Here is a 13775-nt window from a genome sequence, read left to right as displayed (position 1 = left end):
CTCCTACTTTTTATTTACACTGACCCCATGTTCATCTACCCAGTATCCGTCAGGGGTATATTCATTTTGATACATGGAACCATATGGTTTTCCCGGCCTTAATGGATCATACTTCCATTTGGTACGATTGCTGCCAAAATAGGTCTGGCCCTCATTTCTCGGTGTAAAGAAATACCATTTATCATCAATGCGCTGCCAGCCGGTAAGCATCTTTGTAGTGCCGGGATCAAAGAAATACTGTTTCCTGTCCATGGATTCTCCATACCAGTTTCTAAGCGCTGCACCAAACTTCTCTCCGGGTTTATTATTCAGCATGTACCAGGTTCCGTCTTCCTCTAAAAACCAGTCATAATCAAGCTTGCTGTCCTCATTGACATGATAATAATCCGTTCCGTCTCCAATCCACTCATTGCTTGCCGGAGTCCCGTCCGGGTTTGTATAAGTCACATCCAGGGGATCCTCCGGGTTTACTTTAAAGGTTCCACCATTGTCTGGAACGTTTGGCTTTAACGCCGTATCAATGGAGGGCTGCACTGAAGGATTTATGATCTCCTTGCTATCCTCACGATCATTGTTTGATTCCTTTGATGGTTCTGGCTTTAATGGCTCTGGCTCCGTTGGCTTTGATGGTTCCGGCTTCGTCGGCTTTGATGGTTCCGGCTCCGTTGGCTTTGATGGTTCCGGCTTCGTCGGCTTTGATGGTTCCGGTTCCGTCGGCTTTGATGGTTCCGGTTCCGTTGGCTTTGATGGTTCCGGCTCTGTTGGCTTTGATGGTTCCGGCTTCGTTGGCTCCGGATCGGTACTTCCATTCCCATCTTTTTTATGATCATCTTTCGTTCCTGGAATGCCATCCGGCCCATTCCACCAGTGTTCCGTCTCTCCCGGCTTCCAGCTTCCTCCGTTTCCTGGACGAGTGTTTGTTCCATCACCGTTATCTACGTAATACCCGCCTCCTGGAATGACTTGAATCACCTTATCATCTTGGGTTCCTGAGATTCCATCCGGTCCTTTCCACCACACCTCATCATCCGGTGTATTCCATTTTCCATCTGCTCCTGGTCTTCGGTAAGTTCCGTCTCCGTGATCGATCCAGTCCGTTACCCAATGTGCATAATAGGTCTGATCTCCCAACGCAGCAAACGTAGTCTCTTTTATCCGGGTTCCTCCGGAAGGCTCCGTATACCAGCCCAGGAAGAGATAACCACTTTCCTTTAAAACAGGCAGCTCTCCGATTGGGAAGCCATAAGTTACGGTCTTATCTTTGGGATTTTCTATCACCTCTGACTCTGACAAGTTCCGTTCAAACTGGATCGTGTACTGGTTGGCTCTCCATCTGGCCTTGAACTCCGTCTCTCCCGGCACCACCCAGCTTTCGGCTGTCACTTCTTCCCCATTTTCCTTAAACCAGCCGATAAAGGTATATCCCGGCTTTTCCGGGGTCGGAAGAGTTCCATACTGGGTACCATAGGTCGCTTCAATTTCTCTGATTACCGGCTTACCGTCGGCATCATTATAAGAAAAATGGTACTTATAGGTATTGGCTTTCCAGCCCGCATGATAGGCAGATCCCTCTGCTTCTGTATCAGCATCAAATATGGTCTGGGAATCCACTCTCTGATTGCCCTCATCGTACCAGCCAGTGAAGGTATATCCGTTCTCTTCCGGTACCGGCAGTTTTCCAAATGGCTGGTCATATCTAAGCCCTACGGTAAATGTCTGTACCGACTCTCCTTCCGGCTGCTCCACTTTGGAGATAAAGGGGATCTGATACGTTTCCGGCTCCCAACTTCCGTAATAAACGGCATCCTTTGGTTCTATCATGAAATCATTGGTAACTTCCGTTCCTGTACCGTTTTTCTCTGTCCACCAGCCGGCAAATTTCCAACCATAAATTTCTGGTGCAGGAAGGGCTCCAAGTCTGGTATCAAAGGTATGTTCCTCGGTTGTTACCCCTCCGGCCCACCTTACATGATCCGGGTCAAAGGTAATCTTATATGTATTGGGAGTCCAGTGAGCAAATACGGTCACATTGATTGCCGGCATGAAGTTCCCGCTGTATAAATAACTGCTTCCTCCCGTTGCGCTGGTATACCATCCATCAAAGCTGTACCCTGGACGGCTGATTAAATCTCTTCCATCCTTAAGTACCTGATCAAAGGACTGGTTAAAGGATAGTACCTGGTCTTTCCTCACATTTCCGTCAATGGTTCCGCCATTGCCGTCTAAGGTCAGCTTATATCCGTTAATGGTATACTGAGCGGTTATGTTTCTATGGTCTTGTATGTCGGTGTATGGCTTGTCCCAGCCAGCAAATGTATATCCTGGCCGATCCGGTACCTCTGGGGGCGTTGCATCGGCTCCTATGGCAATCTCCTGTGTTTCTAAAACAGTTCCATCCCAATCTTTGAAAATAACCTCACTGGAACTTCTTTTCCATTGAGCGAATACCGTCAAGTCCGTATCCGGCATCAGGTTTCCGCTTTCCGGATATTTGCTTCCTTCAGAAGTACTTGTGAACCAGCCGGTAAAGGTATAAAATCTTCTGGCTGCTTCCTTTTTTCCATCGGTAAGAGCCTGATCAACAGAATTTCCAAAATCAAACGTCTGTACCTTGGTTTCCTTTCCTTCCAGAGTTCCGCCATTGCCGTCTAAGGTCAGCTTATAGCTGTTAATGGTATACCGGGCAGTTATGATGATGTGATCCTGAATGTTGGTGTACGGCTTGTGCCAGCCTGCAAATGTATATCCCGCTCTTTCCGGTGCCTCCGGCGGTGCTGCATCAGCTCCTATGGCGACCTCCTGCTTTTCTATAACAGTTCCAGTCCAATCTTTAAAAATCACTTCACTGGAACCTCTCACCCAATGCGCATATACCGTCAAGTTTTTATCCGGCATCTTATTTCCGCTTTCCAGATATTTGCTTCCTTCATCAGAAGTCGTATACCAGCCTGCAAAGGTATAATACTTCCGGCTTGCTTTTTCTTTTCCATCACTAAGCGCCTGATCGAAGGAATCTTCAAAATCATAATTCAACTCTTTCAAAGCACTTCCGTCCACCGTTCCGCCATTGCCGTCTAAGGTCAGTTTGTAGCTGTTTGCGGTGTACCGGGCAGTTATGGTGGTGTGATCTTGAATATTGGTGTATGGCTTGTCCCAGCCAGCAAAGGTATATCCAACTCTTTCCGGTGCCTCTGGCGGTACTGCAGCTTCCCCGATTGCAACCTCCTGGCTATCTAAGGTGGCTCCATTCCAATCCTTAAACGTCACCGCACTGGTGCTTCTTTTCCACTGCGCATATACCGTCAGATCTGTATCCGGCATCAGGTTTCCGCTTTCCGGATATTTGCTTCCCCCGGAAGGGGCTGTATACCAGCCTGCAAAGGTATGATATTCCTTTTTGATTTTTTCAGACATTTCCGAAAGAACATCATCAATATTTGAATGTTCTTCTACATCATTTTCTTGACTGTCCTTATCATCTATGGTTCCACCATTACCTTTTAATACCAATTTATAACTTGTTACCGGAGCTTTTTCATACTTGGGAATATAGGTAGTGTCTTTTATGGTCTTATCTGGTGAAGAACTGTTTTCGGTATCTACTGGTTCCCAACCGATAAAAATGTAACCTGGCTTTGTCGGCCCTGCTGGTACACTGCTACATTTATCCCCAGCACCTATGGTCTCATTACCTATGACATTTCCATTCGCATCCTTGTATACCACATCGACGGTGGCATCTTTATCCACCCAATAGGCATAATATCTGTCATCTACCTTGTTGAACGTGTAATTTCCCAGTAATGGCTTACCCATACCGTTTGGTTTTTCAAAATAACCAAGTAGGATATGTGTGTCATACCAATCTGCCGGTATAGGACTAAAGTTCATTTCTCTCATAAGATAGTGACTTTTTTCAGCACTTAGAAACTCATAATAATAGTGGTCATAATATTCTTCACTAAGTGGAAAAATATTTATTTTTTCTCCAAAATCTTCTACCACTATGGATTCTAGAAACGGTGTATTTTCTTGAAATAAAGTGGTAGTGTTGTCTTCTCCAGTTTTGATATGGTCCCAGTTATAGTCTTCATAAAACGTGCTGTAACTGTTTTTCATACCATTTACCAATACTAAGCTGCCTTTATTCTTTGGTAAATAAATGCCTGTGATCCTTATTGAACCTGTACCATTATTAATTGACAAATTATTCTTAAGTGGGTAGTCGTTCCCTATTAACTCTTGAACTGAAGCCTTATCTTTAGCGTTATACAACGGAAATCCCGGAAGTACATTTGTTCTCTCAGATTCTAATTGAATATTCTGAGTACTCTGGTAATCGCTACAACGCCATTGCACACCATTAGCGTATTTACCTTTACTTTGGTATTCCGTATACCTATCACTTAAACCGTGAGTCGTCCAGCCTAAAAAATAATTATTTGCATCGTTTTCTTCCCTTGGAAATTCTATTATTCTCCTGTAGTTTTTTGAATTATAATAGGTTGTGTCTAAATCATACATCGGTGAGTTATTAATTATTCTACCGTTTTCTGTTCTATGCACATAAGCCAACTTACTGTACGTGTCAAATTCAGTTCCTAAAGCAGTCTCATACTTCACTTGGGCGCCATTATATCCATATTGATTGAAATAAACACTAAATCCGTCACTTAAATCTTTTAAAGCAGTATATTTAGCATTAATCACCAAGTCTGATGTTACTTTGTCAAAGTTTCTATCCCACCCCATAAACTCATATTCGTCTCTTTCAGGCATTGGTGGGGCTGTTACGGTTCCTCCGTTTACCGGGACCTCCTGTTCTTTTAATACCGTGCCATCCCAATCTTTAAAAGTTACAAAATAAGCTTCTCTTATCCACCTGGCGTATATTGTTAAATCTTTCTCTGGCATGATATTTTCTGAATCTGGATACTTCACTCCAGAATATGTGCTTGTGCTGTTATACCAGCCATCAAATACATGTCCCTTACGAATTGCTCTGGTTTCACTATCAGATAATATGCTATCTATTGATGATCCAGGTTCTACCTTTAACGTAACACTTGTCTTCCCATCCAAAGTCCCACTCTGCATATCTAACGTCAGGTTGTAAAATGCCAGCTTGTATTGAGCCTTCACTACGGTATCTCCAGTTAAATTACTTACCTCTCCCAGCTGCCTATCCCAACCAGTAAATTTATAATCTTCTCTAACTGGATCTTCCGGATATAAAATTGGCTCATGGTATCCAACCTCTTGTTCACTGATTACAGTGCCATCCCAGTCTTTAAAGGTTATTTTACTTTTCTCATTTGCATACTGAGCATATACGTATATACTGGAAGAATTATATGGAAGCTCATGAATACTTTTATAGATGTCTGTTCCATTTCTAGATGTACTATACCCTATGAAGACCTTTCCGCTTGGCGGCTCCTGCGTTGGTAATTCTGCATCATTTAAGTCATAGGTGTGATTTATGATGGTTCTTGTAGTATCACTTGAATTCAAATTTCTGTAACAATAAATCGTATAGTCCAGAGGTTTCCAGTAGGCATATAAGTCTAAATTTCTTTCCCTTAACAACAAATCGTTGGAAAGTATTTCTCCTTTACCGCCTGGCTCACTGTACCAATAAGTCGTTGATACATTTCTGTATCCAGTTCTTTTCAAGTCCGGACTGCCCAACTTTGCATAAGACAAGTAATTTACAACTGTAAATTCCGATTGTGTTACCACATCTCCATCTGGCATACAGCTATGCCAATTTACTTTTGCTATAATAGGTTTCCATTTGACATAAAACGTAGTATTCCCTACTATGGGAGTATCTGGATCTACATAATTATCATTTGATTTGTTACTTACAAACCCACCGAACTCATATACTGCTCCATAGGAAGAAGACGATTTCCATGGCACAAAAGTTGGAAAATCCAGATCCTTAAATAAAGTCCCATGCTCAACAGTTATTTTTTTAGTAACTTTAGGCTCTGAATATATATCCTCAAATGTGACTGTGTACTTATTTATCTGCCAATCAACGTAAGCAGTAATATTTTCCTTTATGCTGGTGGGAAAATAGGTGCTCTTTGTCCCATCTTCATTTAAGTAATACCAATGAACGGTATGCGTGTTGTATCCTTCCCTAACTGCATTTTTACCTGCCTCTGTTAAAACATCACTTAAATATGTATTAATCGGTAATTCTGTTACGTATGTATCCTGGCCATAAACAGTGCCTCCGTTTCCAACTATCGTTAATGTTACTGTATCTTTATACTGTGCTTTTACAGTGATATCACTTCTTACATAATTATAGGCTGTATCCCAGCCATTAAATATCTTACCAGGAATCTCCGGAGGTATTGGGGCCGTAGCTGAGTTACCGGATTGCACTTGCTCCTCTTTTAATAGATTGCCGTCGTTATCCAAGAAGGTTACTGTATTTATTCTTGGAGTAAATACTGGAAATATCCATTTCACTTTTCCGCTGCTTCCGCAATAAAGCGTATCTCCATCCTTCAATATATTTCCAGCATTTCCATAATAATCCCACCCCTCAAACGTCCAGCCTTCTTTAGACGGCTTAGGGGCTAAAGAAACATCAAAGGACTCATTTCTTTTTACGATTATACAGGTGGTATCATATGATACATTTTGTATATCGAAGTAATGATTAGCTTCATGCATATTTGTATTGTCAGAGGCAAATATATACATGTCAGCATTTTCCGGACACCAAATTCCATAGTAATTCTTAATGTAATATCTATCAGGATCTATTTCATAACTCTTTGAGAACAATGTGCCACCATTCGTATAGCTACTTGTTTTTGCAGGATCTCCAGTCATAAAGCCAAATGTATTATTATACCATATCGAATTATCATGACTTCTTATGTTAGACCAGCCTACAAATTTTGAATGAAAATCTAAGCCTTTTTCTTTTTGGAAATCAGTAATCACCCTCCTATCGTATAAACCACCTATAACTTTTTTTCCACTGAATTTAACTTTATTTCCTATTGTACTCCAAATATCTCCAGGCGCATCCATATACCAGGTATACGAATCACTTGAGGCTAACAGGCTTGCCTTAAGCATGTTCGACATGCTCCAAACAGTTCCTTTAGAATCGGCATAATACCACTCGTTTTCTGAATCCCGTTCATTAGCAATCTGGCCATAAAAGAAATATCCTAAATCCGTATTCTGGATTTCTTCCTCGATTTCTTCCTCTGATTCCAACAACCCATTTACGGACCATATATCATAGGTACTGGAATCCCAATTCTTAAATGATTCACTTTCCTCTCTATTAAATAAGAAGATACTCTCTGAATCGTTTAAAAGCTTCCATGACAGATCCGACCAACTGGCCTTTGTGGGTGCTGCACTTTTATAAAGATAAGGAGCCAGCTCATAGTACTCCTCATCTTCATTGATAGAATTCTCTGATGCCTTTCCCTGGCTGTCAGCCTCATACCAGAGGGGGAATTCCGTATCTCCCTGTATGTAACCATAATCCCGATACTGTATGGTTCCATTCCGGTCCTTAAACTTCCAGAACTTTTTCCCCAAAGCAGATACCTGGGAGTAATATTCCGGCACTTCATCCGGTTCTAATTTCACAAATTTTTTCACAGCCTCTGAGGGTGAGGCTTTTCCATCTGGTTTTTCTGCCTCTGATGGGGTTGCCACAGTTTCTAATGCGGTTGCCTCCGACGGGGAAGCCAGATCCTTCATAGCCTCAAGCATCTTTTCATTTACCAGCGATGCCAAAACTGGCGGCGGGGAAGTTCCTATGGTTGTCGCCATGATTACAGCCACAAGCACTTTACTTATCATTCTTTGAGTTCGTTTTTTCATGTCCCTTTCTCCTACATTAATTTTCCTGGTAATCCTTAATCCAGTGCATTTGTTCCTCATCCTCACGTTTCTTCTCGTTTGGACTAATCACAATCACGCAGCCAAGAAGGAGGGCAATGAAACTAAATAGCGCAAATCCAAAAATCATATACATCTTTCAATTATTCCTCCCTTGTCGTTCTAACCTTTTTTATCTTTCCTACTCACCCTTGAGGAACAGCCATTGCCGGCCGGATTCCCATACTGGTATCTGATATCTCCACGGGACGGATATTTCCATCCACCAGGCTGACCGCATAGATTCCTTTTCCATTTGTCTGAGGTGTTCTCAGGTAATATCCTTTAGAGTAAGCAGAAATCTGCGACTCCGGATTGTTCTCCTCACTTCCATGAAATTTCCATAAATAATCTTTGTACTTTATGGCCTCATCAACCGAAAGAATAAATACCCGGTCCTGCAATTGCTGAAAACCACTGCTTTCACCAACCAAATCACCCTCGGAAAACTGCTCATAAGCTCCTATCGTTGTAGCACCTAAATACGAATTTGTAATTCCAATGTATGTCTCATGGACAAAATCATCATTTGCATTATCAAGAAGCCATTCCCTTACTTTGGAATACTTATAATTATTGCTGTCTCCAAACTGAATTTTTTTTGATACTCCATTGATATCTGATCTTATGATGCTGTCACATAAGAATAAGGCCAGCTTTTGACTGTTTTCCATGGCATCCTCATAATCATCATCGATGCAGCGGAATACATACAGCTTGTTACCAATGGTCCTGACCTGTATATCCCCGATTACGTAATGGACTGCATCCGGTAATTCATCCGCCGGTTCCTGACAAACATCGCAGATACCGTCATGATCTGCATCCGTATGGCCTTTCGCCGGTACTATGACGGTTTCCTCCTTTCCACACCTTTTACAACGGATGGTCAAATGGCCATTTTCCGTACATGTGGCAGCCACTTCATCTATCATTTCATAATCATGGCTGCACGTGCTCTCCTCATACGTCTTCTCAAATCCAACCCTTAATACGGTATAGGTATCACCAGCAATGATTAACCGCTCCATGGATAGCTCCGATATGTTTTTTACTGTGGGAAACCTTTGGCCGATAACGGAAGCATTGGGGAGATATCCCTTTGCAATTACATATACCTCTTTCCGGCCGGCTCCATCTGCCATGGAAACCAGGTTAAGGAGTCTTTCATCTCCTTCCTTCTGACTTTCAGTAATGAGCTGCTGATCTTCCGGCTCCTCTCCTGTAATGGATCGATCCGCTTTTTTTGCAATTTCCAGCCAATGATTTAATTTTTCTTTTGCTTCCGCATCTGGATCAGGCATATCCGGCAGATGCTCGCCTTTTCGATATTCAATATAATATTTTTGTATTCCATTTCCATTTACCAAAACGTTCCAGGGACTCGGAACCAGGGAATGATAATAATATTGATCCGTTCCTATGATTGTTTCCGGAAAATCAATAGTCAGCTTCTTCCCCTCCCCGGTCTTCCCCTTTTGCCCTTTTAATATCTCTTTGTCTGGCTTTCCCTCTTCTATAAACTTCAGATTCCATTCAACGTTTTTAGCTTCTGATGGAGAAGCTGGCGTTTCTTTTTCATAATAGATGGTTATAGTAATTTGATCTGTAACCAGTGTGAAGGTTTCTTTCTGTCCTTTACAGATTTTATAGCCGTCAATATGGGGCAAAGTCAGTTGAACCGTTTCTCCCTTATTTCCAGTTCCAGTCATAATTTGCAGGGTTGATTTATCCGCTATATCCATATATCTCATCCTATAATTACATTGATTATTTGGAATGCCTGAATTTTCATTATTGTTTTTACCGGTTTCTTCTTGTGTTGGCTTTGATGGCTGTGGTCTGAAATCTTCTTTTCCTTTATTTTTATTCCCAAAATCATTTCTGCCACTATAACTATGTTTTCCACCCCCTGCCCCGCCTCCTGATTCACGCGAATTAGCCGTTTTTCCAACCGGTGAAACATTTTTTATTCCTCTCGTTTGTATTCCCTTCCCCGAAATTTCCATAATCTTTTTTCCTACAGTCCAGGCTCCAGTATTACCTACCGCATATCCGTCCGGGGTCATATCATTCACATACATTGCTCCTTTCAAATACTTTTCCCCCGTCTGCTCTGCCAGATAATAGCAGCGTCCATCAATCCACTGCCAGCCGGTCAACATCAGTCCCTCCGCTGCGCCTGAACCCGGATTTAGAAAATACCATTTTTCATCAATAAACTGCCAACCTGTGGCAACACCACCATAATCGTTATAAAAAAACCAACTCCCTCCTTCACTTTTCCAGCCTTTACTTTGCTGGATTTCTGTAGCATTAACATCTGTTAGTATGGAAAAACACATTATTAACAATGTAATAAGAAACGGCCTGATTTTTCTATTCTTGTCTCTGGCTTTCTTCATATTCTCTTTCCTTTCTCTGTATTCTCTGCCTGAACCTTCGTATTATATAGAATAGCAATCCAATAACGCACCCAACGAACAAAAGCGATAATGTTACAACAACACTTTTATGAAAAATTATCCAGCTCCCGCCTTTTTTACTTTCATGATCATCTGATTGACCCAAATCCATTTGATGTTCATGAGCCTGCAGCCACCCATCAGTCACTGACTGAAATCCTTTATATACAGCAACACATTGATACCCCTGACTCTTGGGAAATATCACATCGCCTCCGTAAGTTACATAACAATCAAAAACTTTCTTTTCTCCCGTAACCAATGCATCTCTGCATAGGTTGCCGGTCTCATCAACATAGGAATCTCCATTCCAGACCGCATCCGTTATTCTATAATTTTCTGCTTCTACACCTATTTCCTTTAAAAGTTCCTGACTGCACTCTTTTAATTCCGGTTTTCTACTGTTAAATGGAATCCTTTTCTCTCCTATTTGGTAATAGTCCGCTTCATAAGAATGAAATACTGCAGTAAATGAAAAATCCGGAATCCAGCAATCTTCCTCCTGTTTTATTTTAATCATGGGACATTTCTTTTTTAGCTTTTCCCCTGTCACCTCATCCATTATCATTACCGGAACCTGCTTTGGAATCTGCCCCTCCCATTCTACCTTTTCATAATGAACAGTCCGCTCTGCCCATTCCTTATGTTCCGGGATCTGATATGGCTCCATTCTCCAGGATTTTAGCCAATACTCCTTTCCGTTTTGATCCGTATATTCTTTATTTGGTAAATATTCTTTTGCTTCAGCCGCTAAAACCGGCGTTTTTATAGTCACCTCTTTTTCCTGATGCTCTTGTGTTACATCAAAAAAATCGGACGCCCAAGCCTCGTCTAAGTAAAAATTTGTATTTAAAATAATTAAAATTGCAGAAACTAAAACTAGAATCTTCTTTTCTGGAAGCAATAAATCACCTCTTTTGCATATTTGTTTTTACATCGTACATAAATAAGGGAATATTGGAGTTAGAGAAATCTTAGAGAATAAAAAAAGTGAACACATAGAGTATAACCGTATTTATAATTTGTGAATTACATGAAGCATTGAATCTTTTTAACATAAACAAATCTCAGAACTGATCGATTTAATAATTAATACCTTTTAACTATATATTTGTTGTATCATAGCTTCTTCAATCACAGAAACCGTTTAAAAGAAACACATCAAAAAAAGACTTTCTTAATAAAATATAATTCGGTCAGAAAGTTCCTCTTAGAATTAATCCTTCCAAGTACGAAATTTAAAAAATGCAATGATATAATAACTAATGGATTTAAAAATAAGAAAAAACACTAGACAAAACTGACTCAGATATAGAAAATTCATATAAAAATAAGTCCAAATACCAAAAACAAACAATAAACTAAACCTCTATTTCAGATAAACCAACAAAAAACATATAAATAATAATAAATGAATCAGGAAACCAAAGAATTACTACAAAGATCAATAAGAATGAATAAAGAAAACATTTTAGCACTAAATTTGATTTATAGATTTGTATTAAGTATAAACCATTCTTCAAAAATAATCAATCACCTTTTAAAAACTAAATTCAAAAACATCATTTATATCATCACCCATATATCAATTCCCCACATAAAATCATATTTCCATAAATTCTATCTACAGAAAACCATGCCAGTGTAAAAATACACCTCCGTGCCCCTTCCGTTCTATCCATACCTTCATTTGATTCACGTAAAATACGAACCAGACCTAATTCCCCCTCTCCCCTCCGCACGTACACAAAAAACTACCTTATGCAATTTCCTGATTTAGTTTACATAAAACCTTACCCTTTCATCTCTTACTATTTTGTTACAATTTATAAATCACTTGTATTCTGAACATTGTCTGCATATAATTATATTAGCAGATAATATCTGCAGGCAATCGTGTACGGGGTAGTTGATCTCTATTCTACATAGAATGGAGGGGTTGCTTATGAAGAATTTAGACTTTAAGGACTTGATGTCTTTTGGCATGTTCATCTTAGCGCTGCTGACATTCATTGTTATGATATGTCAATAAAGCAAAAAACCTCCCCTGTACTTTGGCCGGTCGGGAAGGTTTCTTAAAATTTCAAACGGTCAACCACCCTGTGGCGATTGCCTCTATTAAGTATATTATAACAAACATTTGAAATATTACAAGTACATGCATTTTTTTGCCTTATACAGAAAACTTTGGTTAAAACCGTCGTAAATTGTTCGTAAGGCAACAAAAATACAGGCATTTTTCCCAAATAAATCTGGTTCACATACTTACAAACATTTTATATTTCTGTTAATTTTCATTCAATCTTGCAAGCTTTTCCGCCTGGTCTGCAGCAATCAGAGAATCCAGAAGTTCGTAAATATCCCCGTTCATAATTGCATCGATCTTATACAGGGTCAGTTTAATTCTGTGATCCGTCACACGTCCCTGAGGGAAATTATAGGTACGGATCTTTTCCGAACGGTCTCCGGTACCAATCTGGCTTCTTCTTTCTTCCGCTTCTGAATTTTGCCTCTTCTCTAATTCCAGATCATAAAGCTTGGAACGAAGCAGGCGGAATGCCTTTTCTTTGTTTTGAAGCTGTGATTTTTCAGTCTGGCTGTAAATCACAATTCCGGTAGGATTATGAGTCAAACGAACCGCTGAGTCAGTGGTATTTACACACTGTCCGCCGTTTCCTGACGCACGCATTACATCGATTCTTACATCTTTATCTTCAATAACAACATCAAATTCCTCTGCCTCCGGCATTACTGCTACTGTAGCTGTAGAGGTATGGATTCTTCCGCCGCTCTCTGTCTCCGGAACACGCTGAACGCGGTGGACTCCGCTTTCGTATTTCATTTTAGAATATGCGCCTTTTCCTGTGATCATGGCTACAACTTCTTTAAAACCGCCGATACCGTTTTCATTCACACTGATCAGCTCTACTTTCCAGCGCTGGCTCTCCGCATAATTGACATACATACGGTAAAGCTGGGAAGCAAACAGAGCTGCCTCATCGCCGCCCGCACCGGCACGGATTTCTAAAATGATGTTCTTATCATCATTCGGGTCTTTTGGCAAAAGCAAAATCTTAAGCTCCTGCTCCAGCTCTTCGATCCTTTTTTTGGCATCCGATAATTCTTCCTTTGCCATTTCCCGCATTTCCTCGTCACTTTCCTCCTCAAGAAGAGCCAGACTGTCCTCGACTGCCTGCTTCGCCTTCTTATACTGGGTATAAGCCTCAACCAGATCCGCCAGATCTGCCTGTTCCTTCATCAGCTTTCGGAAACGGTTCTGATCCTCTGCAACAGACGGATTATTAAGCTCCTGCATCAATTCTTCATAGTGAATTAAAATATCATCTAACCTGTCAAACATAGATAACCTCCTGAACC

Annotated in this window: 4 protein-coding genes; all 4 read right to left on the bottom strand. The window is 40.7% G+C overall.

Going from position 1 to position 13775, the window contains the following annotated elements; all coding sequences use genetic code 11:
- Positions 1 to 3: 3 nt before the first annotated feature.
- A complete protein-coding gene (locus tag ACLTWA_RS14520; protein ID WP_412328618.1) occupies positions 4 to 7875 on the bottom strand; it encodes an InlB B-repeat-containing protein in 7872 nt (2623 codons plus the stop codon).
- Between the two features lie 203 nt (positions 7876 to 8078).
- Positions 8079 to 10337, bottom strand: coding sequence for a DUF6273 domain-containing protein (locus tag ACLTWA_RS14515; RefSeq protein WP_412328617.1), 2259 nt, complete (start codon positions 10335 to 10337; stop codon positions 8079 to 8081).
- Positions 10312 to 11301, bottom strand: a complete 990-nt coding sequence (locus ACLTWA_RS14510; RefSeq protein WP_412328616.1) for a hypothetical protein — start codon at positions 11299 to 11301, stop codon at positions 10312 to 10314. The genes ACLTWA_RS14515 and ACLTWA_RS14510 overlap by 26 nt, the downstream gene beginning before the upstream one ends.
- A gap of 1383 nt (positions 11302 to 12684) precedes the next feature.
- The gene (gene prfA, locus ACLTWA_RS14505) at positions 12685 to 13758 is read right to left on the bottom strand and encodes a peptide chain release factor 1 (protein WP_412328615.1); all 1074 of its coding nucleotides are present in this window, start codon (positions 13756 to 13758) and stop codon (positions 12685 to 12687) included.
- Positions 13759 to 13775: the final 17 nt, after the last annotated feature.

Source organism: Lacrimispora sp. (assembly GCF_046972725.1).
Classification (GTDB): domain Bacteria; phylum Bacillota; class Clostridia; order Lachnospirales; family Lachnospiraceae; genus Lacrimispora.
This window is presented reverse-complemented; position numbering and strand designations above follow the sequence as displayed.